Genomic DNA, 25081 nt, shown 5'->3' on the forward strand with positions numbered 1-25081 from the left:
TTGCGCCCGCCGCACTGGGCGCCGCGGTGGTCAGCCTTCGTCGTCGCGCCGTGCAGGACCGGTGCCTCGCCGCGGCTCCGAGGTCTGACGCGTCCGCTCGGGCAGCTTGGGGATGCGCGGCTGGAGGATCGGGTAGTCCGGAGGCACGTGGACGGACTCGACGGCCGCGCCGCCCTCGTCGACGGCGGCCTCGACCTCGGGCAGGCCCTTGGTCGCGCGGTAGCGGGTGCGGTCGACGGCGAGGACGATGAGGAACGCCGCCACGGCCGCGATGCCGAGGCGGGCCCACAGCGCCCAGCCGGTGCCGGTGAAGAGCACGACGACCGCGGGGGCGATGAGCACCGCGACGAGGTTCATCACCTTGATGAGCGGGTTGATCGCCGGTCCTGCGGTGTCCTTGAAGGGGTCGCCGACGGTGTCGCCGATGACCGTCGCGGCGTGCGACTCCGAGCCCTTGCCGCCGTGTGCGCCGTCCTCGACGATCTTCTTGGCGTTGTCCCACGCGCCACCGGAGTTCGCGAGGAAGACCGCCATGAGGACACCGGCCGCGATCGCGCCGGTGAGGAACCCGGCGAGCGCGCCGAACCCGAGCGCGAATCCGATGGCGACCGGAGAGAGCACGGCGAGCAGGCCGGGGGTCGAGAGCTCGCGCAGCGAATCCCGGGTGCAGATGTCGACGACCCGGCCGTACTCCGGCTTCTCGGTGCCCGCCATGATGCCGGGACGCTCGCGGAACTGACGCCGCACCTCGAGCACGATGGCCCCCGCCGCCCGGGTCACCGCGTCGATGGCCAGGCCGGAGAAGAGGAACACCACGGACGCACCGGCGATGACGCCGACGAGCGTCGCGGGATGGACGATCTCGTAGGCGAGCAGCGCCGCCTGCAGATCCTGGCCTCGGGCGGCCAGGGTCTCGGTCACCGCGTCGTTGTACGAGCCGAACAGCGCGGTGGCGGCGAGGACCGCGGTCGCGATCGCGATGCCCTTGGTGATGGCCTTGGTCGTGTTGCCGACCGCGTCGAGATCGGTGAGCACCTGGGCTCCGTCGCCGGTGACATCACCGGACATCTCCGCGATGCCCTGGGCGTTGTCGCTGACCGGGCCGAACGTGTCCATCGCGACGATGACCCCGACCGTCGTCAGCAGACCGCAGCCGGCGAGCGCGACGAAGAACAGCGAGACGACGATCGAGCCCGCGCCGAGCAGGTAGGCGCCGTACACGGCCGCGCCGATGACGGCGGCCGTGTAGACGGCCGACTCGAGTCCGACACCGATGCCGGCGAGGACGACGGTGGCCGCGCCGGTGACCGAGGTGCGGGCGACGTTGCGGGTCGGCTCGTTCTCGGTACCGGTGAAGTGGGCGGTGAGCGCGAGGATGACCGCGGCGAGGACGATGCCGAGCGTCACCGCGGCCCAGGCGCGCAGGCGGGGATCACCTGCGAGCGCGGAGACCGTGGGGTCGACCCCGGCCAGTCCGCCGAACGTGCCCGGCAGGTAGGCGTAGGCCGCGATGCCGCACCCGATCACCGAGACGCCGGCCGCGATCGCGAACCCGCGTGTGATGGCGCGCAATCCGTTCTCACCGGGCTTGACCCGGGTGAGGTAGATGCCGATGACCGCCGTGAGCACCCCGACGGCGGGCACGATCAGCGGGAACACCAACCCGTGAGCGCCGAACGCGGCCTTGCCGAGGATGAGGGCAGCGACGAGCGTCACCGCGTAGGACTCGAAGAGGTCGGCGGCCATCCCGGCGCAGTCGCCGACGTTGTCGCCCACGTTGTCGGCGATCGTCGCGGCGTTGCGGGGATCGTCCTCGGGGATGCCCTGCTCGACCTTGCCCACGAGGTCGGCGCCGACGTCGGCGGCCTTGGTGAAGATGCCTCCACCGACGCGCATGAACATGGCGAGCAGCGCGGCACCGAAGCCGAAGCCCTCGAGCACCGTCGGGGCACGGTCGCGGAAGGCGACGACGACGATCGCGGCCCCGAGCAGCCCGAGGCCGACGGTGACCATGCCGACCGCGCCGCCGGTGCGCACGGCGAGCCGGAATCCGGGCGTGCGATCGCCCTTGCGTGAGGCGGCGGCGACGCGCACGTTGGCCTTGACCGCCAGGGTCATGCCGAGGTAGCCGATGGCAGCCGAGAACCCCGCGCCCACGACGAACGCGACGCTGCGCCCCAACCGACTGGCGAGATCGGGCGCGGGCAGGATGAGCAGGACGAGCACCGCGGCGACGACGAACCAGACGAGCGTGCGCATCTGCCGGTTGAGATAGGCCGAGGCACCCTCCTGCACCGCGTGGGCGATCTCCTGCATCTTCGGGGTGCCGGCGTCGGCGCGCAGCACCTCGGCCCGGAACATCACCCCGAAGACGAGCGCGATCACCGCCACGACTCCGATACCCAGCACGAGGGCGACGTCTCCCCCGCCCAGATCGAGCCGACCCGCCGCTGCCTGCATCGAACCCATCGGATGCCTCCCGCCTTTGGGAACCGAGGCAGGGATCGGTCGGACCCGCCTGCCCGTATGCAGGCCAGTCTGACCGATCCCCGGCCTGCGGGGCGGGATTTCGAGAGAGCGGATCCGGGCGGGCTCAGCGCTCGTGCGGTTCGAGCGTCTTGCGGTAGAGCGTCTCGCCCGTGGCGTCGCGCAGGCTCACGTGGAAGAGGCCGTCACCGGAGATGGTCACGTGCCCGAAGAACTGGTTCTTGCCCGTCCTCGGCGACTGGCCCGGGTAGTCCCCCGACTTCGTGAACAGTGCCTTGGGACCGAAGGTGGCGTCGAACTCGTTGGGGCCGAAGGATCCGGCGTGGATCGCACCGGCGACGAACTCGTAGAACGGGTCGAAGTCGGTGAAGACCGCGCGTGCCGGGTCGTAGTGGTGGGCGGCGGTGTAGTGCACGTCGGCGGTGAGCCACACGACGTTGCGGATCCGGCGCTTCTTGATGCCCGAGAGGACGCGGCCGAGTTCGTGTTCACGCCCGCCCACGCCGGTCTGCCGCCCGTCGGAGACCGCCTCGGCGCCGGTGCCGTCGGGCACGATCAGGCCGAGCGGCATGTCGGCGGCGATGACCTTCCACGTCGCCGTCGAGGTCTCCAGTTCGCGCAGCAACCAGCGCACCTGCTCCTCGCCGAGGATCGCGACGGGGTTGGTCGTGGCCGCAGTCGGGTTGTCGCCACGGTGGGTGCGCATGTCGAGGCAGAAGACGTCGAGGTGGCGGCCGCGGGAGATCTTGCGGTAGATGCGGCTCGGCTCCGGCACCTCACCCTTGCGGCGGGGCCGGACGCGGTCGCGTCGATCGGTCCACGTGTACCAGCCGCTGCGGTGCCGCAGGTACCCGTCGGCGATCGGCATGTTCTCGCCGAAGGCACGGCGAGCGCGGGCCGCGAGCACGTCGACCCGGCGCTCCTGCGTGTACGCCGGCAGATCGAGCACCTCACCGGGGTACCAGTTGTTCGTCGTCTCGTGGTCGTCCCACTGCGCGATGACCGGCACGTGCGCGTACATCTCCCGCACGTTGCGATCGGACTGGTTGTAGCGGTAGCGGCCCCGGAACTCGGTGAGGGTCTCGGCGACCTTGGCGACCTCCTCGGTGACGACGTTGCGCCACACCTGCCCGTCCTTCTCGGTGACCTGCGCGGAGATCGGCCCGTCGGCGTAGATGTTGTCGCCGGAGTGGATGAGGAAGTCGGGGCGCGTCTCGGCCATCGCCGCGTACCCGGGCATGCCGCCGATGTCGGGGTTGATGCCCCAGCCCTGACCGGCGGTGTCACCGGTCCACACGAACGTCGTCTCGCCGCGGTGGCGCGCCGTGGAGAAGCTGCCCTTGACCATCTGGCTGCGAGCGCCGTCGGCGTCCTCGAAGCCGATGCTCACCGTGTACTCACGGCCCGGCGCGAGGCGCTCGAGCCCGATCTTGGCCGTGTGGTCGGTCGTCGCCGTGGCCCACGGCCCGACGATCTCGCGGGCACCGTGGCGGGTGCCGTCGGAGACCCGGGCGATCATCCGGCCCGTGCGGTCGCTGCGCGCCCACAGCACCGCGCGATCGGTCGTCACGTCACCGATCTGGATGCCGCTGGGCAGCGTGCCCCGCGACCGGACGAGCGCGGCCGCCCGGGGCGACGCGTGCGTGATACCGCCAGCGAGAGCGAGGCCGGCGGCACCGCCGGCGAGGACGGCGCGACGCGAGATGTCGCGACGGACAGGGGATTCGGAGGTCATGAGCGGAAGGCTCATCACCGCGGGTGACGACCGGGTGACACCCCCGGGGCCGGGAGGTGACCGTTGCCCGACCGTCCCACTCCGCGCGGTGACCGGCGCGGCAGTGCGGTCGCCGTTAGGCTCACCTGGTGAACGAGCAGGAGCACTACTTCACCGCCGATCCGGCCAGTGCGCAGCAGCGTCGCGAGCTGGCGGTAGACCTCGTCGGGCGCCGCGTCACCGTCGAGACCGCGCCGGGAGTCTTCTGCCCCGACCGCCTCGACCTCGGCACGTCGGTGCTCCTGCGCGAGGTCCCCGACCCGCCCGAGCACGGTGACCTGCTCGACCTCGGGTGCGGCTGGGGTCCGGTGACCCTCACCCTCGCGACGCTCTCGCCCGAGGCGACCGTGTGGGGCGTCGACGTCAACCGGCGCGCACTCGACCTCACCGCACGCAACGCGGCCCGTCTCGCGCTGGAGAACGTCCGCACCTCCGAGCCCGACGATGTTCCCGGTGACCTGCGCTTCGGCACGATCTGGTCGAACCCGCCCATCCGCGTGGGCAAGGCCGTTCTCCACGACATGCTGCTGCAGTGGCTCCCACGCCTGCTGCCCGGTGGCACCGCCTACCTCGTCGTCCAGAAGAACCTCGGGGCCGACTCCCTGCACGCCTGGCTCGGAGGCACGCTCGGCTCCCGGTTCGCCACGAGCAGGCTCGCCTCGGCCAAGGGGTTCCGCGTGCTCGCCGTGCACCACCACCTGGCGCCGGACGAGGAACCCGCCTGAGCTCTGGAGCATCGTCAGGAGCGCGGGACTCAGGAACGCGGGACGATGACCGTGCCGTCGGCGACGAGCGTGGCCGGGCCGGCGAGCTCGACGCGCTGACCGGGCAGAGCGCGCACGTGCAGCGTGCCTCCGGGCACGTCGACACGCCAGCTCTCGTTCTCCTGTGGCTGACCGCTCCACGTCATCAGCGCGAGGGCCGCGGCCGCGGCGCCGGTGCCGCACGAGCGGGTCTCCCCCACGCCGCGTTCGTGAACGCGCATCTGCAGGTGTCCCGGGCCGAGGGGCTGGACGAGTTCGACGTTCGCGCCGCCTGCCGGCGCGGGGTTGAGCACGGGCGCGTCGGAGAGGTCGATCCCCATGAGGTCGACGGTCTCGGGCAGCGGCACGACAACGTGCGGGTTGCCGAGGTCGAGGCTCAACCCGGGGAGTGGATCGAGCCCGGGAAGGGCGACGAGGGTGTCGTAACCGGGCCCTGCCGGAGCGTCGGGATGCGTGAGCCGCCAAGGGCCGAGGTCGACCGCGTACGAGGTCTCACCGCCCTCCTGCGTGGAGACGTCAGCGACCTTGACACCCGCGCGGGTCGCGATCGGCACCCGATCCCCGGTGGCCAGCCCCTCGCGCAGGAGGTAGGCGGCGAAGACGCGGGTTCCGTTGCCGCACATCTCGGCCCGGCTGCCGTCGGCGTTGCGGTAGTCCATGAACCACTCGGCCTCGGCGGCGAGTGCCCGCACGTCGGGCTCCTCGGCGAGGCGAGTCGGTACGACTCGGATGACTCCGTCGCCACCGAGTCCGCCGCGGCGGTCGGCGAGGAGGCGCACCTGGGCGTCGTCGAGCGGGTGGAGACCCTCGGGATCGGGGACGAGCACGAAGTCGTTCTCGGTGCCGTGTCCCTTGGTGAAGGGCAGGATCTCTCGGGTCGCGTCGCTCACTCCCGCAGTGTCTCAGGTGTGGATCGACGACAGCGCGCGGTCGAGCAGGTCGGGGGCCGTGCCGTCGAGCCACGCGATGCGCGGGTCGGCGCGAAACCAGCTCTCCTGCCGGCGCACGAGCCGCCGGGTCGCCGTCGTCGTCGCCTCGATCGCCTCCTGCTCGCGCATGCGGCCCGCGAGCTGGGCGAGGGCCTCCCGGTACCCAACGGCCCGGGAGGCGGTGCGCGTGCGGGAGAGGCCGCGTTCCTCGAGCTGCTCGACCTCGTCGAGGAGGCCGTCGGTCCACATCCGGGCGGTGCGACGCGCGATCCGCTCGTCGAGCACGGCGCGCTCGACACCGAGGCCGAGCATCACGGTCGGTCGGAGGTACTCGCGTCGCGGCATGGTCGCGGAGAACGGTCTGCCGGTGAGCTCGACGACCTCGAGAGCGCGGACGATGCGACGGACGTTGTTCGGCTCGATGGCAAGAGCAGCCTCGGGATCGACCTCGCGGAGGCGGGCGAGCATCGCCGGGGTGCCCGAGGTGGCGGCCTCAGCTTCGAGGCGGGCGCGCACGGTCGCGTCGGTGGGCGGGATCTCGAGGTGGTCGACCGCGGCGCGCACGTAGAGCCCGGAGCCGCCGACGAGCAGCGGTACCCGGCCGCGGGCGTAGATCGCATCGATGTCGGCGCGGCAGTCGCGTTGGTAGGCGGCGACGCTCGCGTCCTGGTCGATGTCGAGGACGTCGATCTGGTGATGGGGAATCCCGCGCCGCTCGCCCACCGGCACCTTGGCGGTGCCGATGTCCATGCCGCGGTAGAGCTGAGACGCGTCGGCCCCGACGATCTCCCCGCTGAGTCGTTCGGCCAGGTCGAGCGCGAGCGCCGATTTGCCCGTCGCCGTGGCCCCCACCACCGCCACGAGCGGAGGCGTGGGCGAGGAGGTCATGCCCGCAGTCTGCCATCGCGTGCCGTGGGCGAGGTCTCACCATCCGAGCGGCGGTGTTTTCTCTTGGGCGTGCAGTGGGCAAGGGTGGGACTGTCGTCGTCCGCCGGCGGCGTGAACGATCTCGTCGACTCGAGGAGAACAGCATGAGCCAGTTCGACAACCTTGCCGACCAGGCCAAGAACGCTGCGAGCCAGCACCCCGACCAGGTGAACCAGGGCATCGACCAGGCCGGTCAGATGGCGAACGAGAAGACCGGTGGTCAGCACGGCGACCACATCGACCAGGGCGCCGACCAGGTCAAGCAGCACCTCGGCACCAACCAGGACGACCAGCAGCAGGGTCAGCAGCAGCAGTGAGCTGACACGCGCCGTCGAAGGGGCCCGGACGAGGATCGTCCGGGCCCCTTCGTCGTGTCGCGACGCGTGCGCTGCTCCCCAGATGCACGTCTGGCGCCTCGGATCCGAGGGGTTCTGCGCGGATATCGGGGGGCCGGGCGCGCAGATGAAGCGTCGACTGCGCGGATCAGGAGTCGGTGGGGCAGATGAGGTTCTCGCTGAGTTCCAGTCTCGTTCAACGACAGACCGGGGCCGACATCGGCGCGGCAGCCGGCCGACCGATCGACGGCATCCCGAGGGAGACGGCCGGGCGCCCGGGCACGGGGTTGTCCTGGCTCGCGGCCCACGCATCACCGCCGGCGGTGCGACGGACGGCGAACGTACCCCCGCGAAGCGCCGAGTCCGCGACAAGGTGGTGGGGGGCGCCGTAGGTGACGCCGACGGTGACCGCGTCACCGGGACGCGGACGCATCGACTCCGACAGTCCGTCGGGGAGGGCGAAGTGCACGAGCCGGTTGTCCTGCGCCCGGCCGGACATGCGCGCCGTCTCGGCGTCCTTGCGACCCTCGAACGGAGCGACGAGCACCTCGACGTCGCGGCCCTCGATCTTGCGGTTCTCCGACCACGAGATGTCGTCCTGGAGCGCGACCAGCCGCTCGAAACGCTCCTGCACGACGGCCTTGGGGACCTGGTTCTCCATCGTCGCCGCGGGCGTGCCCGGCCGGATCGAGTACTGGAACGTGAACGCGCTGCTGAAGCGTGAGGCACGGACGACGTCGAGCGTCGCCTCGAAGTCCTCGTCGGTCTCGCCGGGGAACCCGACGATGATGTCGGTCGTGATGGCCGCGTGGGGGATGCGCTCGCGCACCGCCTCGAGAATGCGCAGGAACTTCGTGCTGCGATAGCTGCGTCGCATGTCCTTCAGCACCCGGTCCGAGCCGGACTGCAGCGGCATGTGCAGGCTGGGCATGACGTTGGGCGTCTCGGCCATCGCGTCGATGACGTCGTCGGTGAACGCGGCCGGGTGGGGGCTGGTGAACCGGACGCGCTCGAGGCCGTCGATGTCGCCGCAGGCGCGCAGGAGCTTGGAGAACGCCTGCCGGTCGCCGAACTCGACGCCGTAGCTGTTGACGTTCTGCCCGAGAAGGGTGACCTCGACGACGCCCTGGGCGACCAGCGCCTCGACCTCCGCGAGGATGTCGCCGGGGCGGCGGTCCTGCTCCTTCCCGCGCAGGCTGGGAACGATGCAGAACGTGCACGTGTTGTTGCACCCCACCGAGATCGACACCCAGCCCGAGTACGCCGAGTCACGACGCGTGGGCAGAGTCGAGGGGAACGTCTCGAGCGCCTCGAGGATCTCGACCTCGGCGCGCTTGTTGTGGCGGGCCCGGTCGAGCAGGGCGGGCAGGCTGCCGATGTTGTGGGTTCCGAAGACGACGTCGACCCAGGGTGCGCGGCGCACGATCGTGTCGCGGTCCTTCTGCGCCATGCATCCACCGACGGCGATCTGCATGTCGGGGTTGCGCGTCTTGGCCGGCCGCAGCTGGCCGAGGTTGCCGTAGAGCTTGTTGTCGGCGTTCTCGCGCACCGCGCACGTGTTGAACACGACGACGTCGGCCACATCGGGCCGCTCCCCTTCGGGCACGCTGAGCAGGTCGACGTACCCCGCCGTCTCGAGGAGCCCGGCGAGGCGTTCGGAGTCGTGCACGTTCATCTGGCACCCGTGGGTGCGCACGTCATACGTCTTGGAGGAGGTCTGTGTCGTCATCGCGCCCTCCAGGGTACGGCGCGACGCGGATTCCGCCGAGTCGCGTGGCGAGGGCGCACCGCCGCCCCTCGCCACGCGACCCACGGTAGGTCTTCGGTACCGAACGGGATGAGCTTCGCAACGCGTCTCCGCCCCGACGACCGGCCCACCAAGTGACCAGCACGAATGCCCCAGGGGTGACGTACCGGCGTCAGAACGGCGGCGGTCCTGCCTCGCGCTGCGCCCACGGCGTCTCGGACGACGGTGTGGCGCGCCTCCGCCGTCGCCGGATGCGGATCGGTGTCGGCGGATCGTCATCGGGTTCGATGCCCGTCGCGCCGCTCCCTGCTGCCGATCTCGCCGTCGCCCGTGAGGTCGGTACGGCCTGCGTGACGGTTGGGGTGACGACCGCAGCTGAGGAGAACGGCACCGCACTCCCCTCATCCCCATCCCCCGCCGGCGTCGTGATGAGGGCGCCGGTCGTGTCGTACATATCGAGCGCCTCGCGGTTCTCGATCATCGCCACGAGGTCGGCGAGCACGTCCTGCGGGCTGAGCCCCGTCGCGGCAGCCACCCGCCGGATGCTCCGGCCACACACTCGCGTCGCACCCAACTCCACCACCGAACTGCGCGCGGCGCCGGCCTTCACGTCGACACTCGCACCGGGCGTCACACCCGGCGACGAATCCCGGTCGGCCTCGAACCCCGCCGCCGCACCGGCAGGCATGCCGCGGTGGACCGCGCCGACACCGATATCCACGCGACCGCTCCCGACCTCGTGCATCGACAGGCCACTACGAGACGCCTGACGCTCCTGCGCCGCGGCGTGTTCACGCACGAGCCGGTCGTGGTTGGCTCTCATCGCCTCCGGTGATGTCGGCTCGCTGTCGCGGTAGTCCCACGGCGTGGTCGCATACGTGCGCCCCGCCGGAGTCGTCCACACGATCTCACCGTTGACCCCCGCCTCCCGCCGACTACGCCACGTCCCCCGCGTCTTGTGATTGTGACCCCGCCGATCCTTGGCCGACACGTTCGACTCCGAACTCGCCCCGCCCGCAGCCCAATCCACCTCATGATGGCCAACCGATCCCACGCCGCCTCCACCCGCGAGGCAAGCAACCGCTGCGTCAACGACAAACCCCGCGCCGCCAACCACGCCGAGAACCGCTCCACCTTCTCCAACTCCACCAACACCGCCTCATCCGACAACCCCTCGAACAACGCAGCATCCACCGGCTCACCCACACCCCACTCCGGAGGCGCTTCCAGCACCGCACACGACACCACACACACCTCCGAACATCCGTCTCGGTAGCTGACCCCAGATTATCTGATGCGGTCGCCTTACGTGCTGGTTTTGAGGTTTGTATACAGATGTGTGTTCGATCCCTTCGGCGAAGCTCGCGACAGTCGATCCAGCCCCAGACACCCGCCGGAACGCCATGCAGGCAGATCCCTCCGTTACGGTTCGAAAATGGCCAACGTGGTTCACCACATCGAGCTATGGACCCGCGATCTCGGCGCGACGGGCGCCGCGTTCCACTGGCTCTTCACCGAACTCGGGTGGCGCGAGGACACCGCGGGCGGCTGGTCGAACGGCAGGATCTGGCAGCATCCGAGCGGCGTCTACGTCGTGCTCGAGGCGTCCGCCGCGATCACCGGACCTCAGAACCGTCACCACGCTGGCCTGAACCACCTCGCGTTGCGCGTCGGATCCCGTGCGGACCTCGATCATCTGCGTCAGCTCTGCGGTGACCGCGGCTGGGCCGAGCTCTTCCCCGAGCGGTACCCCCACGCCGGCGGACCGACGCACACGGCCCTGTTCATCGAGAACGCCGAGGGTTTCGAGATCGAACTCGTCGCCGACGAGTAGTCGAGGCGGCACGGGCCGTCGACACCGATGACGCCGTCGACGCGGGTGAGTCGCTCAGCTCCGTCGCGCGTCGGGCGAGACGTGAGCGGGGCTCAGTCGCGGGTGTGCTCCTGCGCGTTGTGAACCGCGTCTCGGATCACCGCGTACGACAGGTCACCCGGGTAGCCCTTGCGGGCGAGGAACCCGGCGAGACGACGCATCTGGACCTCCTTCGGCAGGCCGTGAAGACGACGCATACGCGAGGCGACCAGCTCTTCGGCGCGCGCTCGTTCGCTCTCGCCGTCGATCGCCGACAACGCGTTCTCGGCGATGTCGGGATCGACGCCCTTCTTGCGCAACTCGTGACGGAGTCCGCGCTTGGACAGCCCGCGGGACTCCTGCTGTGAACGGACGAGCACCTCGGCGTACGCCTCGTCGTCGACGAGCCCGACCTCTTCGAAGCGATCGAGGACGGCCGCCGCGACCTCGGGCTCGACGTCCTTCGCGGCGAGCTTGTCTTCCAGCTGTGCCCGGCTGCGAGGAGCCATCGCGAGCTGACGCAGCACGACCTGGCGGGCCTGGGCCTCGGCCTCCCGCTCGTCCGGCTCGGCGCCGGCGCACGCACCACGGGACCGCCGCGACGCGGCATCGGCGGCCGGTCGCGCCGCCGCGCCGTCGCCGACGCCCCACGCCGAATCGCCCGCGTCCGCCGTACCGTCGCCGGTCGCTGCACTCTCCGAACCGGCGCCCACACCCTGCCGGGCTCCGACCCACTCCGGCGGCGGGCCGGAGGCGCCCGGCCACGAAGAAAGATCGACGTGCGGCCCCTGCGTCTCACGGCGGACCGCGCGCTTGCGGCCACGACGACCGCCCCGGCCGTCCCGCGTGGACGACGTGGGCGGGCGACGCGCCGCCGCCTGATGCTCCTGCCTGGCCGAGGCGGAGGCCGTCGCCTCCGCCTCGGCCAGGGCAGCACGAGCCCGAGCGAGTCGTTCCTCCACGGACTCGCCGTCCGACGATTCGTCACCGACGCGGGACCCGCCGACGGTCGGCACGGCATCGACGCGTGATCCCGCGCCGGCGTCGTGCCGAACGGCCGCCTCCGATGATTCGGCGTCCGGTCGTGATTCGGCATCCGGTCGTGATTGGGCGCCCTGTCGCCCGAACCCGGTCACGACGCGTCCCCGCACCACGCGACCGGCGCGTCATCCCCGCATCCAGCCGAGCCCGAACCCGTCGCGCCCGAGGCGCTCGGCTCGCACTCACCGGGCACGAGTCTCTCGCGCGCGGTCACCGGCGCCCCGACCGACCGCGGCCGGCCGGATTCGCCACGCGGCCGCACGACTCAGAACGCGACGGCCGGTTCGGCAACCTTGCCGGTCGCCGCACCCTCGGCGTTCTCGGCGGCCGCAGCCTCGTCGGCTGCGGCCTGCGCGTAGGCACCAATGCCGAGCTTGGTGAGGATCTTGCGCTCGAGTTCGTCAGTGAGCTCGGGGTTGTCTTTGAGGAAGTTGCGGGCATTCTCCTTGCCCTGCCCGAGCTGGTCGCCGTCGTAGGTGTACCAGGCCCCGGACTTGCGAACGAAGCCCTGCTCCACGCCCATGTCGAGCAGGCCGCCCTCGCGGGAGATGCCCTGGCCGTAGAGGATGTCGAACTCGGCCTGCTTGAACGGCGGCGACACCTTGTTCTTGACGACCTTGACGCGGGTGCGGTTGCCGACCGGCTCGGTGCCGTCCTTGAGGGTCTCGATGCGTCGCACGTCGAGGCGCACCGACGCGTAGAACTTGAGCGCCTTTCCACCGGTGGTGGTCTCGGGCGAGCCGAACATCACGCCGATCTTCTCGCGAAGCTGGTTGATGAAGATCGCCGTGGTGCCCGAGCTGTTGAGCGCACCGGTGAGCTTGCGCAGCGCCTGGCTCATGAGCCGGGCCTGCAGACCCACGTGACTGTCACCCATCTCGCCCTCGATCTCGGCCCGCGGCACGAGTGCGGCGACGGAGTCGACGACGATGATGTCGAGCGCCCCGGAACGAATGAGCATGTCGGCGATCTCGAGCGCCTGCTCACCGGTGTCGGGCTGGCTGACGAGCAGGGCGTCGGTGTCGACGCCGAGCTTCTTGGCGTACTCGGGGTCGAGGGCGTGCTCGGCGTCGATGAACGCCGCGATGCCGCCGTTCTTCTGGGCGTTGGCCACCGCGTGCAGGGCGACCGTCGTCTTACCCGAGGACTCCGGACCGTAGATCTCGACGATGCGGCCGCGCGGCAACCCGCCGATGCCGAGCGCGATGTCGAGGGCGACCGACCCCGTGGGAATCGTGCCGATGGGCGGGCGCACGTCGTCGCCCAGGCGCATGACCGCGCCCTTGCCGTAGTTCTTCTCGATCTGCGCCATCACGGTGTCGAGTGACTTGACGCGCTGATCCATCGCTCGCTGGTCGGTGTTCGTCGATGCGGCCATGACCGTGCACCTGCTCTCTGTTCGTTCGAAGGGGTCGCGCCCACCGGCAACCCTGACGCGTGTGCGTGTCGGGTCGGACGCTAGATGCCCCCACCGACAGCCCTCTCACCACAGACGCGAGGCTGTGGAGGACTGACCCCCGGAGCGAACACCTGTGGAGGACGATAGCGAACATCTGTTCGAGTCTGCGACAGCAGGGGGTCGGACACGCCGGGCACTTCGGCCCTGTCGCCCGCCCCGCGAAGGGGACGAGACTGAACTCATGGCGAACGACGACACATCCTCCGACGAGTTCATGACCGACGTTCCCACCGGTGCCGTGGTGGTCGGGATCGACGGATCGGCGCCGGCCGAGGCCGCGCTGGTCTGGGCCGCCACCGAGGCCCGACGGCGGGGGCTGCGGCTGCACCTGATCTTCGCCCGGGAGTCGTACGCGATGCCCACCGGCGTGGTCGAAGGCGCGATCGCGTGGGGCTCCATCGACGTGGACGACGGCGCCGAGAGCACCCTCGCCGAGGCACAGCGGCGGGCGCGCGCGCTCGCACCGGACGTGGAGATCACGACGTCGGCGCCCTGGGGCGGCGCGGCCCAGGTTCTCGTCAGCGCCTCGACCGAGGCGGCGTTCCTCGTCGTCGGCACGCGCGGCCGCTCCCGCCGGACGGCCGCCATCCTCGGCACGGTCTCCCTGCAGACCGCCGCGTACGCCCACTGCCCCGTGGTCGTGATCCGGGGGGCGGATCAGGCGTCGGCCGATGACCGGCCTCGTCGTGTGGTCGTCGGTGTCGACGGCTCCACGGACTCCCGCCGTGCGTTGCAGTTCGGCTTCGAGAGCGCGGCGCCGAACGGCAGCGTGACCACGGTGACCGCCTGGTGGCTGGAGGTCGTCGACGGGGTCGTCGTCACGACGCCCGACACCCCTGCCTGGGGGCGCGTCGTCGAGGGCTACGAGCAGCGGGTCGCCAAGACTCTCGGCGACCTGCCCCAGGAGTATCCCGGTGTCGAGGTCGACGTCCGCATCACGCGGGCGGGCGCCACCGAGGCCCTGCTCGAGGCGGCGAAGGGTGCGGACCTGCTCGTCGTGGGATCCCGGGGCCGGGGTGGTTTCGCCGGGCTGATGCTCGGGTCCGTGAGCCAGCACATGCTCACCGACGCCACGTGCCCGGTGGCCGTCGTCTCGCGCCGGGGAGCCTGACCCCGCCGAGCCGACTCTCGCACGACGCTCGATCGACCGTCGTACCCCGCGCGGGCGCTGAACTCCGAACGGCCCCCTCGCTTCTCCCCACGGGCGCAACGCGGTCGCTAGGCTCGCGAATCACCACCCCCCGCACCGAGGAGGACCTGTGTCCGAGCCGGCCGAGACAACCGAATCCCGAACTCTCCCCGGCGGATCGGACCGCCGCTGGACCGCGATCGACACGAACTGGACCCTCAGCCTCTTCGGCACCGCGGTCGGGGCCGGGATCCTGTTCCTCCCGATGAACGCCGGGGCGGGCGGCCTGTGGACCCTCATCGTCGTCACGGCCCTCGTGTTGCCCATGACGTACCTGTCGCATCGGGCGTTGTCGCGCTTCGTGTGCGCCTCGAGGCACCCCGACAGCGACATCACGGTCGTCGCCCGCGAGTACTTCGGCGACACCGCGGGAAAGATCGTCGGCGTCCTGTACTTCCTCTCGATCTACCCCATCGTGCTCATCTACGGCGTCGGCATCACCAACGCGATCGACAGCACGATCGTCAACCAGCTCGGCATGCCGTCGCCGCCACGGTGGCTCCTGTCGGGGGTGCTCATCGCCCTGCTCACCGCCGTCATGGTCGCGGGCGAGCGCGTCACCATGCTCGTCACGCAGATCATCGTGTGGCCGCTGGCCTTCATCGTGATGGGCGTGTCGCTGCTGCTCATCCCGGAGTGGGACCTCGAGGGTCAGACCGCCGTGCAGCCGCCGTTGGAGATGGGCGCGACGGTCTGGCTGACGATTCCCGTCCTCGTCTTCGCCTTCTCACACGCGGCCGCGATCTCGCAGTTCTCGGTGGCCCTCCAACGCGACTACGGTCCCGCCCTCGCACCACGAAAGGCGAGCAAGATCCTCCTCGTGGTCGCGGTCGCCCTCGTCGTGTTCACGATGACCTTCGTCTTCTCCTGCACGTTCGCGCTCGGGCAGGACGGCCTGCGCGCGGCGTCGGCGTCGAACCTGCCGGTGCTGTCGTATCTGGCGAACGTCATGCAGAGCCCGCTCATCAGCTTCGCGGGCCCGGCCATCGCGATCGCCGCGATCACGTCCTCCTACTTCGGTCACTACATGGGGGCGTCCGAGGGGGCGCGAAGCATCGCGCGGATGTTCCTCGGCGACGCCCGCGTCGATGCCGTCTCACCCCGCGCTCAGGACTGGCTCGTCGCGACGTTCATCTTCACCACCACGTGGATCGTCGCCATCCTCAACCCGAGCATTCTCGACCTCATCGACCGCCTGTCGGGCCCGGTCATCGCGTCGATCCTCTACCTCATGCCGATGTACGCCATCCACAAGGTCCCGGCCCTCGAGCCCTACCGCGGCCGCTGGAGCAACGTGTTCGTCACGATCGCCGGACTCGTCGCCGTGACGGGCATCTTCTTCGGCTTCCTCAACTGAGACCACCGATAACCGAGGCATCGAGAACTGAGGCATCGAGCACCGAGGCATCGAGCACCGAGGCAACCGAGCCGACCGAGATCGGAAGTCTTCATTCCTCGATCGGGCCCCGCCGCAACGGCAGGTCGCGCCCGAGCCGGCGCTCGGCGGGGATCCCCATGTGGTCGCACAGCGCATCCCAGACGCGGCGGGGCGGAACACCCGCGTCGAGGGCATCGACGACCGTGCGGCCGCCGAGCTCGCCGAGCTGCTGGGTGCGTCCGACCATGTTCGCGTAGGACTCCCCGAACTCGTCGTTCATCAACCGCCAGAACTCGCTCTCCCGCATCCGGGCAGTCAAACACGCGGGGCGGGGAGCCGCGACGCGGGTGTGGGGCCGAGCTCGCCGCGATGCACGACCAGCGAGGCCCGTCGGGTCGGACGCGTCGCCTGCGTCGGCAGGGTCGCGAGCGTTGTCGGTGGCAGGTGGCACGCTGGGCGACACGATGGACGAATCGACGCACGCGATGGACGACCCGCAGAACGACCCGGCCGGGCGCGGTGAGCGGGAAAGCCCCGACCGGCCCGAGATCGGGTCGGCGACCGGCGCTGCCCTGCAGCGCTTCTCGCCTGCCACGCGCGAATGGTTCACGTCCTCGTTCCCCGCACCCACGGCCGCGCAGGAGGGCGCCTGGTCTGCGATCGGCAGCGGTGAGCACACCCTCGTCGTGGCCCCGACGGGTTCGGGCAAGACGCTCTCGGCGTTCCTCTCCGCGCTCGACCGCCTCACCTCGACGCCCCCGCCGGAGCCGGAGAAACGGTGCCGGGTGCTCTACGTCTCCCCACTCAAGGCGCTGGCGGTCGACGTCGAACGCAACCTGCGCTCTCCCCTGGTCGGCATCGGGCACGCGGCGCGGCGCCTCGGGCTGCCCGAGCCCGACGTCGCGGTGGCGGTGCGCTCGGGCGACACCCCGGCCGACGAGCGCCGAGCCTTCGCCCGCCGCCCCACCGACATCCTCATCACGACGCCCGAGTCGCTGTTCCTCCTGCTCACCTCCCAGGCGCGGCAGGCCCTCGCCGGCGTCGAGACGGTGATCATCGACGAGATCCATGCCCTCGCCGGCACCAAACGCGGCGCGCATCTCGCCGTCAGCCTGGACCGGCTCGACGCGCTGCTGCCCGCGCCTGCGCAGCGCATCGGGCTCTCGGCGACGGTCCGGCCACTCGAGGAGGTGGCGCGCTTCCTCGCCGGCGGCCGTCCGGTGACGACCGTCGCCCCACCGGCCCACAAACGCTGGGACCTGCAGGTCGTCGTGCCGGTCGAGGACATGGGGGCGCTCGGGCAGACGACCGGCGACCTCTCCGGCCCGGCCGCGGGGGCCGAGCAACGCACGTCGATCTGGCCGCACGTCGAGGAGCGTCTCGTCGACCTCATCGACGCGCAGCACTCCACGCTCGTCTTCGCCAACTCGCGCCGGCTGGCCGAGCGACTCACCACGCGGCTCAACGAGATCCACGAGGGCCGGCTCGAGGCCGTCCTCGACCCGAGCGTCGAGCAGAACGATCCCGGTACCGGGGAGCCGGTGTCGCTGGCCACGGCCGTCGAACAGCTGCATCGCCCGCCGGCACAGCTCATGGGCCAGTCGGGGGCCTCGCGGGCGCGCCGTACGGGGTCCGTGCTCGCCCGCGCCCACCACGGCTCCGTGAGCCGCGACCAGCGTGCCGAGATCGAAGGCGCGCTCAAGGCCGGTCGACTGCCCGCGGTGGTCGCGACGAGCAGCCTCGAACTCGGCATCGACATGGGGGCGATCGACCTCGTCGTCCAGGTCGAATCGCCGCCCAGCGTCGCCGGCGGGCTGCAACGTGTCGGGCGCGCCGGCCACCAGGTGGGGGCGGTCTCCAAGGGGGTGTTCTTTCCCAAGTACCGCGGCGACCTCGTGCAGACGACAGTGGTCGTCGAGCGCATGCGCGAGGGGGCGATCGAGGCCCTGCGCATCCCGCGCAACCCCCTGGACGTCCTCGCGCAGCAGATCGTCGCGATGTGTGCCCTCGACGAGTGGACGGTCGAGTCGATGCTCGCGCTGTTCCGCCGGTCGGCCGCGTTCGCCGATCTGTCCCCCGCGATGTTCGAGTCGGTGCTCGACATGCTCGCCGGCCGTTACCCCAGTGAGGAGTTCGCCGAACTCCGCCCGCGCATCGTGTGGGACCGTCTCGGCGGCACGCTCACGGGGCGGCCGGGAGCCCAGCGGCTCGCGGTGACGAGCGGCGGCACGATTCCCGATCGCGGCCTCTTCGGGGTCTTCCTCGCCGGCGACGGGGCCGGGCGGCGCGTCGGCGAACTCGACGAGGAGATGGTCTACGAGTCGCGTGTCGGCGACGTGTTCACCCTCGGCACGTCGACGTGGCGCATCGAGGACATCACCCACGACCAGGTGCTCGTCACCCCTGCCCCCGGGCAGCCCGGGCGCCTGCCGTTCTGGAAAGGCGACACGCTCGGTCGCCCCATCGAACTCGGCCGCGCGGTGGGGGCGTTCGTCCGCGAGATCACCGGCCTGCCCGACGACGCCGCCCGCGAACGGGCCCGTGCTGCCGGGCTCGACGCGTGGGCCGCCGACAACCTCCTCGCCTACCTGCGCGAGCAGGCCGAGGCCACCGGCGTCGCGCCGACCGATCGCCACATCGTGCTGGAACGCTTCCGCGACGAGATCGGAGACTGGCAGATCGCGATCCACTCCCCCTTCGGTGAACAGGTCCACGCGCCGTGGGCGTTGTGCGTCTCCGCACGCATGCGGGAGCGCTTCGGCGTCGACGTGCAGGCGATGCACGGCGATGACGGCATCGTCCTGCGCCTGCCCGATCTCGAGTTCGACGCCGACCCCGCGCAGGTGCTCGCCGAGATCGGAGACCTCGTCGTGCTCGACCCGGACGAGGTCACCGAGCTCGTCACCGCACAGGTCGGCGGCTCGGCGCTGTTCGCCTCCCGGTTCCGGGAATGCGCGGATCGCGCCCTGCTGCTCCCGCGTCGCAACCCCGGCAAGCGACAGGCGCTGTGGCAGCAACGTCAGCGTTCGGCACAACTGCTCGAGGTCGCCTCGCGCTACCCGGAGTTCCCGATCGTTCTCGAGGCGGTGCGCGAGTGCCTGCAGGACGTCTTCGACGTGCCCGGGCTCGTCGAGCTCATGCGCGCGATCGCCGGTCGCTCGGTCTCGCTGGTCTCGGTCGATACCGAGCACCCGTCGCCGTTCGCGCGCAGCCTGCTGTTCGGCTACGTGGCGCAGTTCCTCTACGAGGGCGACTCGCCCCTCGCCGAGCGGCGTGCAGCGGCGCTCTCGCTCGACCCGACGCTGCTCGCCGAACTACTCGGCCGCGGCGAAGGGGCGTCACTGCGCGACCTGCTCGACCCCGAGGTCGTCACCGCCACCGAGCGTGAGTTGCAGCATCTCGATCCCGAACGCATGTGCCGGCACGCCGAGGACGTCGCCGACCTCGTGCGCCGTATCGGCCCCCTCACCACCGAGGAGGTCCTCGCGCGCACCCGCCCCGACGTCCGCGGCGACGCCGACGACTGGCTCGCCGAGCTCGGAGCATCCCGGCGACTCATCGAGATCCGCATGGCCGGCAGACCACACTGGGCGGCGATCGAGGACGTCGGACGTCTGCGGGACGCCCTCGGTGTCGCCGTTCCTCCTGGGGTTCCCGACGTGTTCCTCGAACCGTTGCCCGATCCCCTGGGTGACCTCGTCGGTCGCTACGCCCGCTGTCACGGCCCGTTCCCCGCCGACGACCCCGCCACCCGGCTCGGGCTCGGCACCGCCGTCGTGCGCGACGCCCTGCGACGGCTCATCTCGTCGGGGCGCCTCGTCGAGGGCGAGCTGCGGCCCGCCGGCTCGGGAATCGATTACTGCGACGCCGAGATCCTCCGTCGCCTGCGGCGCCGCAGCCTCGCCGCGCTACGCGCCGAGGTCGAGCCGGCATCGCCGCGCGACCTCGCCCGGTTCGCTGCCGCCTGGCAGGGGGTGGCCGACGACTCCGGCGAGGCGCGTCCCACGCTCCGTGGGTCGGCCGGGCTGCTGCGTGCCGTCGAACAGCTCTCGGGCGCGCGGGTGCCCGCAAGCGCGCTCGAGTCGTTGGTCCTGCCCGCACGCGTGCAGGGCTACACCCCGTCGATGCTCGACGAGGCCCTGGCCCGCGGCGACGTGCTCTGGCAGGGACACGGCACGATCGCGGGCGACGACGGATGGGTCTCGCTGCACCTCGCCGACACGGCGTATCTCACGCTCGCGGAGCCCGAGGACGACGAGTCCACCGACGCGTCGTCGTTGGACGCGCGGGTGTCGGAGCTCCTGGGCTCCGGTGGAGGCTACTTCTTCACCGGGCTCGTCGACGCGCTCCACGACCAGACGCACGGCGAGGATCACGTCGACGGCCACCCCGCCTCCGAGGACGCCGTGCTCGAAGCGATCTGGCGTCTCGTGTGGAGCGGCCGACTCACCAACGACACCTTCGCCCCGGTACGCGCCCTGCTCTCCGGCGGCCACGGGGCACACAAGACGCGGCGACGGCCCGGGCCGGCGCGGATCGGGCGGCGAGGCATCGGGGCGCTCGGCTCCCGTTCACTCGCCCGTACTGCCCGCGCCACACCACCGCGCGGCATCGGGCGTTGGACGCTGCTGCCCGACGTCGAGACCGACCCGACCGCCCGCACGCTCGCGACCGCCGAGGTCCTCCTCGATCGCTACGGGGTACTCACCCGAGGCTCGGTCGAGGCCGAAGGCGTCGAGGGCGGTTTCTCGGCGATGTACAAGGTGCTCAGCGCAGCCGAGGACACCGGGGCGGTGCGTCGCGGCTACTTCGTCGAGCACCTGGGAGCGGCCCAGTTCGCGTCCGCGGGGGCCGTCGACCGTCTGCGCGCCCTCGCCCGGGGGGTCGGTGAGTTCGACGCGTCAGGCTCGTCCTCAGCGCTCCTGCTCGCGTCCTCGGATCCGGCCAACCCCTATGGCGCCGCGCTGGAATGGCCCGATCGCGATGAGGGTGGTCACCGCCCCGGACGCAAGGCGGGTGGTCTCGTCGTGCTCGTCGACGGCCGGCTCGTGTGCTTTCTCGAACGCGGCGGACGCACGGTGCTCACCTTCCCGCCCGACGAGGACGCCGGCCAGGCGGCACTCGCCGATCTCACCGGCGCGGCCACCGTGTGGACCCGCGCGGCCCAGGCCCTCGCCGATACCGTGCGCCGGGGGTCGCTCGACCGGCTCACCGTGGTCACCATCGACGGCGAACAGGCCCTCGGCTCCGAGCATCCGTTCGCCGGTGCCCTCGTCGAGGCGGGGTTCCACACCAGCCCGCAGGGACTGCGGATTCGGAGGACGTGAGATGCCCGAGGGCGACGTCGTGCTGCGCACGGCCCGGCGACTGGACGAGGCGTTCGCCGGGGCGGTGCTGCGCCGTGCCGAACTGCGGTGGGGCGAGCGCGATGCGTCGGTGCTGGTCGGAGACGTCACCACCGAGGTCGTCGCGCGAGGCAAGCACATCCTCCACCGCACGCGGGCCGGGTGGACGCTGCACTCCCACCTGCGCATGGAGGGCAGCTGGCACCTTGCTCACGCGGGCGAGCGCGTGCCGGCGCGCCCCGACGTGCGGGCCGTCCTCGCCACCGACGCGTGGATCGGCCTGGGGCTACGCCTCGGGATGCTCGACCTCCTGCGCACCGACGACGAGCACCGGCTCGTCGGCCATCTCGGGCCCGACATCCTCGGCGCCGACTGGGACGAGGATCTCGCCGTCCGTCGCCTCGGGCAGAGCCCCTCCCCGATCGGGGAGGCCCTGCTCGACCAGCGGAATCTCGCCGGCGTCGGCACCCTGTACGCCAGCGAGAGCCTCTTCCTCGAGCGACTCCATCCGTGGGCCCGGGCCGACACCCTCGGCGCCGAGACGATCCGGCGTCTCGTCCGGCGCGCCCACCGGCTGCTGCACGCCAACGTCGCGCACGTCGTGCAGTCGAGCACGGGATCGCGCCGCAACGGCGAGAACGCGTACGTCCACGCACGCTCGGGCCGCCCGTGTCGGCGATGCCACGACACGGTCCGGGTCGCGATGATCGGGGACGCGCCGACCCGACGCACGATGTTCTACTGCCCGAGTTGCCAGGGTGGCCTCGCGCCCGGAGACGACGGTGCCCCGCAACAGCCGCTGGGAGCCGGCTCCCGCGGACGACACCGCGGTTACTCGGCCCGTGGCCGAGCCTGAGAGCCGATCAGGCCGCCGGCGCCTGAGCCTCGACCCGCGGACGCACCGGCAGCGCGACGGGCGTCGCCAAGCTCTCGTGCTCCAGGCTCGCGTACCGGGTCGACACCTCGGCGAACAGACGCGAGAGAGGCAACTCGAGCGCCTCGCAGATCGCGGCGAGCAGCTCGGAGGAGGCCTCCTTCTCGCCGCGCTCGACCTCGCTGAGGTACCCGAGCGAGACGCGAGCGGACGCGGAGACGTCACGCAGCGTGCGACCCTGGTCCTTGCGGGACTCGCGGATCACATCGCCCACGTGCGTGCGGAGCAACACCATGACGCCTCCTCTCGGCGGTGTTCACCAGGATAACGGGCGGCCTGGCGCGATGCGCCTCGCGACGTCGCTCAACGAGGTCGGCCCAGCGTGTCGAGCGCGAGCCGCAGGACCACCTCGACCGAATCGGCCCGAACCACAGACCGGCTCGCACCGCCGGTGGCGCGCTCGGCCAGGCCTTCGATGAGATACGTGACGGGCGCAGTGACCTCGTCACCGCGCGCGACCGCGACGTAGACCGTGCCGGCGGGGCGGCCGTCCGCAGGGCCGGGCCCGGCGACCCCCGTGGTGGCGGCTCCCCACGTCGCGCCGCACACCTGGGCGACACCGACGGCCATCTGCGCGGCGACCTCGGCCTGGACCGGGCCGCCGTCCTGCAGCAACGCCGCGTCGACGCCGAGGATTCCCGCCTTGAGATCGGTGGCGTAGGCGACGACCCCGCCGCGGAGCGCGTCGGAGGACCCGGGGATCTCGGTGAGCGCGGCGAGCACGAGTCCGCCGGTCAGCGACTCCGCGACGGCGATCGTCTCTCCTCGCCGTCGCAGGACGTCGAGCAGTGCGGCGGCGTCGTTCACGCGCGCCCCTCGTCGGCGGTCGACTCGGCGACGAGCCGCCGCGCGGCCAGCACGTAGTCGATGCCGGTGACGACCGTGACGACGACGGCCGCGCCCATGACCGCGCTCGCGGCCCAGACGAACACGCCTCCGAGCGGAGCGATGAACAGCCCGAGCGCGAGGGCCTGCAGCGCCGTCTTGAGCTTGCCGCCCTTGCTCGCGGGCATGACCCCGTACCTGATGACGACGAAGCGCAGGAGGGTGATACCGAGCTCACGGACGAGCACGACGATCGTCACCCACCACCACAGCTCGCCGATGAGAGACAGGCCGATGAAGGCGGCGCCCGTGAGGGCCTTGTCGGCGATGGGGTCGGCGATCTTGCCGAAGTCGGTGACGAGGCCGTACTTGCGGGCGAGATCCCCGTCGATGCGGTCGGTGATCATCGCCACCGTGAACACCCCGAAAGCCCACCAGCGATCGGAGACGTCGAGGCCACCGTGACGCAGCAGCAGCCAGAGGAACACCGGGACCAGCACGATGCGCAGCAGCGTCAGCGCGTTGGGGACGTTGACGTTGCTGGGCCTGGCCATGCCGTCGTCACCGGAGCCCGGCGTGGATGCCGTGCTCATGTCGCCACCCCGGTCGGCTCCACCAGAAGGTCGACCCCGTCGGAGTCGACGACCCGGCCCCGCACGAGCCGACCGACCTCGACCGGTGCGGTCAGGCGGCAGACACCGTCGACCTCCGGGCCCTGGTGATCGGCCCGGCCGACGGACGCCACCGCGCCCTCACCCGACGCCGCATCGGCCACCACCGCGTCGTCATCGTCGTCGTCACGCTCGATCTCGTCGACGAGCACGGTGACGTCCGTGCCGACGCGTTCGCTCGCGCGCTGGTTCATGAGCTCTTCGACGAGGTCGGTGACGTGCGCGACCCGTTCGGCGACGACGCCGTCGGGCAGGTGGTCGTCGAGGTCGACGGCCTCGGTGCCGTCCTCGTCGGAGTAGCCGAAGACCCCGACGACGTCCATGCGCGCGCCTTCGAGGAACGAGCAGAGCACGTCGACGTCCTCCTCGGTCTCGCCGGGGAATCCGACGATGACGTTGGAGCGGATGCCGGCCTCGGGCACGAGTGTGCGGATGCGGTCGATGAGGCCGAGGAAGTCCTCGGCGCCGCCGAACCGGCGCATCCGGCGCAGCAGGGTCGGGCTCGCGTGTTGGAACGACAGGTCGAAATACGGCACGACGCCGGGCGTCTCGGCCATGACCTCGAGCAGGCCGGGCCTGATCTCGGCGGGTTGCAGATAGGAGACCCGCACCCGCTCGATCCCGTCGACCTCGGCGAGGCTCGGCAGCAGCGACTCGAGCAGACGCAGGTCGCCGAGGTCCTTGCCGTAGGAGGTCGAGTTCTCGGAGACGAGCAGCACCTCCCGCACGCCGTTCTCGGCAAGCCACCGGGCCTCGGCGAGCACGTCGGCCGGGCGGCGGGAGACGAACGAGCCGCGGAACGCCGGGATCGCGCAGAACGCACAGCGCCGATCGCAGCCGCTCGCGATCTTCAGCGGCGCCCACGGTGCGTCACCGAGCCGGGCCCGCGGTGTGCTCTGCATCCACACCCCGGGGACGACGACCTCGGCCTCGGCCATCGCCGCGGGTCGCTCGGTGGGTGCGAGCGGGAGCAACGTGCGGCGGTCCCGCGGCACGTGGGACTCGGGCCGCTGGCCGGCGAGGATCGAGCGCAGCTGCGACGACATGTCGGTGTAGGAGTCGAACCCGAGCACCGCGTCGGCCTCCGGCAGCTCTGCGGCGAGCTGCTCGCCATACCGTTCGGCGAGGCAGCCGACCGCGACGAGCTTCTGGGTGCGGCCGTGCTCCTTGAGCTCGGCGGTCTCGAGAAGGGCGTCGATCGAGTCCTTCTTGGCCTGCTCGACGAACCCGCATGTGTTGACGACCGCGACATCGGCCTCACCGGGGTCGTCGACGAGCGTCCACCCGCCGGCCTGCAGGCGCCCCGCGAGCTCCTCGGAGTCGACGTCGTTGCGCGCGCACCCCAGCGTCACGATCGCGACGGACCCATGCACCTCGACGGCCTCAGACATGCCCCCACTGTACGGGCGGCCACCGACACCCGA

20 protein-coding genes are annotated in these 25081 nt (G+C 71.3%); 7 read left to right on the forward strand and 13 right to left on the reverse strand.

Annotated elements, in window-relative coordinates; all coding sequences use genetic code 11:
* Positions 1-30 precede the first annotated feature (30 nt).
* Both BN1197_RS16155 and BN1197_RS16160 read right to left on the reverse strand, forming a co-directional pair.
* Positions 31-2460: a sodium-translocating pyrophosphatase gene (locus tag BN1197_RS16155; protein WP_245852014.1), complete on the reverse strand. Its 2430-nt coding sequence runs from the start codon at positions 2458-2460 to the stop codon at positions 31-33.
* Between the two features lie 133 nt (positions 2461-2593).
* The gene (locus tag BN1197_RS16160; RefSeq protein ID WP_040161891.1) at positions 2594-4222 is read right to left on the reverse strand and encodes an alkaline phosphatase D family protein; all 1629 of its coding nucleotides are present in this window, start codon (positions 4220-4222) and stop codon (positions 2594-2596) included.
* A gap of 128 nt (positions 4223-4350) precedes the next feature.
* Here BN1197_RS16160 and BN1197_RS16165 point away from each other — a divergent pair, with 128 nt between their 5' ends.
* Positions 4351-4986, forward strand: a complete 636-nt coding sequence (locus BN1197_RS16165; RefSeq protein ID WP_040161894.1) for a class I SAM-dependent methyltransferase — start codon at positions 4351-4353, stop codon at positions 4984-4986.
* A gap of 29 nt (positions 4987-5015) precedes the next feature.
* Here BN1197_RS16165 and dapF read toward each other — a convergent pair whose 3' ends face one another.
* The gene (dapF, locus tag BN1197_RS16170; RefSeq protein ID WP_040161897.1) at positions 5016-5915 is read right to left on the reverse strand and encodes a diaminopimelate epimerase; all 900 of its coding nucleotides are present in this window, start codon (positions 5913-5915) and stop codon (positions 5016-5018) included.
* 12 nt (positions 5916-5927) lie between these two features.
* Positions 5928-6842, reverse strand: a complete 915-nt coding sequence (gene miaA / locus BN1197_RS16175) for a tRNA (adenosine(37)-N6)-dimethylallyltransferase MiaA (protein WP_040161898.1) — start codon at positions 6840-6842, stop codon at positions 5928-5930.
* A 143-nt stretch (positions 6843-6985) separates the two neighbouring features.
* Here miaA and BN1197_RS16180 point away from each other — a divergent pair, with 143 nt between their 5' ends.
* Positions 6986-7198: an antitoxin gene (locus tag BN1197_RS16180; protein ID WP_040161901.1), complete on the forward strand. Its 213-nt coding sequence runs from the start codon at positions 6986-6988 to the stop codon at positions 7196-7198.
* A gap of 214 nt (positions 7199-7412) precedes the next feature.
* Here the strand turns inward: BN1197_RS16180 and miaB are convergent, their stop codons facing one another.
* On the reverse strand, positions 7413-8945 hold the full coding sequence (gene miaB, locus BN1197_RS16185) for a tRNA (N6-isopentenyl adenosine(37)-C2)-methylthiotransferase MiaB (RefSeq protein ID WP_040161904.1): 1533 nt from the start codon (positions 8943-8945) through the stop codon (positions 7413-7415).
* A 190-nt stretch (positions 8946-9135) separates the two neighbouring features.
* Positions 9136-9867, reverse strand: a complete 732-nt coding sequence (locus BN1197_RS16190) for a hypothetical protein (protein WP_217991211.1) — start codon at positions 9865-9867, stop codon at positions 9136-9138.
* Between the two features lie 531 nt (positions 9868-10398).
* Between BN1197_RS16190 and BN1197_RS16195 the strand changes: the two genes are divergently transcribed.
* Positions 10399-10797, forward strand: a complete 399-nt coding sequence (locus BN1197_RS16195; RefSeq protein WP_040161909.1) for a VOC family protein — start codon at positions 10399-10401, stop codon at positions 10795-10797.
* Positions 10798-10889: 92 nt separating this feature from the next.
* Here BN1197_RS16195 and BN1197_RS17915 read toward each other — a convergent pair whose 3' ends face one another.
* Positions 10890-11777 (reverse strand): regulatory protein RecX, encoded by an 888-nt coding sequence (locus BN1197_RS17915; protein WP_245851983.1) that lies wholly within the window; start codon positions 11775-11777, stop codon positions 10890-10892.
* A 344-nt stretch (positions 11778-12121) separates the two neighbouring features.
* Entirely contained in the window at positions 12122-13201 is a 1080-nt protein-coding gene (gene recA / locus BN1197_RS16205) for a recombinase RecA (protein ID WP_245852016.1), read from the reverse strand.
* Between the two features lie 295 nt (positions 13202-13496).
* On the opposite strand from recA, the gene BN1197_RS16210 reads away from it, so the two are divergent.
* Both BN1197_RS16210 and BN1197_RS16215 read left to right on the forward strand, forming a co-directional pair.
* Positions 13497-14426: a universal stress protein gene (locus BN1197_RS16210; protein WP_052466866.1), complete on the forward strand. Its 930-nt coding sequence runs from the start codon at positions 13497-13499 to the stop codon at positions 14424-14426.
* A gap of 148 nt (positions 14427-14574) precedes the next feature.
* Positions 14575-15861, forward strand: a complete 1287-nt coding sequence (locus BN1197_RS16215; protein WP_052466867.1) for an aromatic amino acid transport family protein — start codon at positions 14575-14577, stop codon at positions 15859-15861.
* Between the two features lie 91 nt (positions 15862-15952).
* Here BN1197_RS16215 and BN1197_RS16220 read toward each other — a convergent pair whose 3' ends face one another.
* The gene (locus BN1197_RS16220) at positions 15953-16189 is read right to left on the reverse strand and encodes a DUF3046 domain-containing protein (protein ID WP_040161916.1); all 237 of its coding nucleotides are present in this window, start codon (positions 16187-16189) and stop codon (positions 15953-15955) included.
* A gap of 178 nt (positions 16190-16367) precedes the next feature.
* On the opposite strand from BN1197_RS16220, the gene BN1197_RS16225 reads away from it, so the two are divergent.
* Positions 16368-21209 carry an ATP-dependent helicase gene (locus BN1197_RS16225; protein ID WP_176489794.1) on the forward strand — a complete coding sequence of 1614 codons (4842 nt, stop codon included), beginning with the start codon at positions 16368-16370 and terminating at the stop codon, positions 21207-21209.
* A 1-nt stretch (position 21210) separates the two neighbouring features.
* Positions 21211-22083, forward strand: coding sequence for an Fpg/Nei family DNA glycosylase (locus tag BN1197_RS16230; protein WP_040161919.1), 873 nt, complete (start codon positions 21211-21213; stop codon positions 22081-22083).
* Positions 22084-22090: 7 nt separating this feature from the next.
* Here the strand turns inward: BN1197_RS16230 and BN1197_RS16235 are convergent, their stop codons facing one another.
* From BN1197_RS16235 to rimO, 4 genes are all read right to left on the reverse strand, one after another.
* Positions 22091-22396, reverse strand: coding sequence for a helix-turn-helix domain-containing protein (locus BN1197_RS16235; protein WP_040161921.1), 306 nt, complete (start codon positions 22394-22396; stop codon positions 22091-22093).
* Positions 22397-22464: 68 nt separating this feature from the next.
* Positions 22465-22968 carry a CinA family protein gene (locus BN1197_RS16240; RefSeq protein ID WP_040161924.1) on the reverse strand — a complete coding sequence of 168 codons (504 nt, stop codon included), beginning with the start codon at positions 22966-22968 and terminating at the stop codon, positions 22465-22467.
* Positions 22965-23579 carry a CDP-diacylglycerol--glycerol-3-phosphate 3-phosphatidyltransferase gene (gene pgsA / locus BN1197_RS16245; RefSeq protein ID WP_040161927.1) on the reverse strand — a complete coding sequence of 205 codons (615 nt, stop codon included), beginning with the start codon at positions 23577-23579 and terminating at the stop codon, positions 22965-22967. The genes BN1197_RS16240 and pgsA overlap by 4 nt, the downstream gene beginning before the upstream one ends.
* The gene (rimO, locus tag BN1197_RS16250; protein WP_040161930.1) at positions 23576-25048 is read right to left on the reverse strand and encodes a 30S ribosomal protein S12 methylthiotransferase RimO; all 1473 of its coding nucleotides are present in this window, start codon (positions 25046-25048) and stop codon (positions 23576-23578) included. The genes pgsA and rimO overlap by 4 nt, the downstream gene beginning before the upstream one ends.
* Between the last annotated feature and the right edge of the window lie 33 nt (positions 25049-25081).

This window comes from Mobilicoccus massiliensis, from assembly GCF_000826525.2.
In the GTDB taxonomy this organism is placed as follows: domain Bacteria; phylum Actinomycetota; class Actinomycetes; order Actinomycetales; family Dermatophilaceae; genus Mobilicoccus; species Mobilicoccus massiliensis.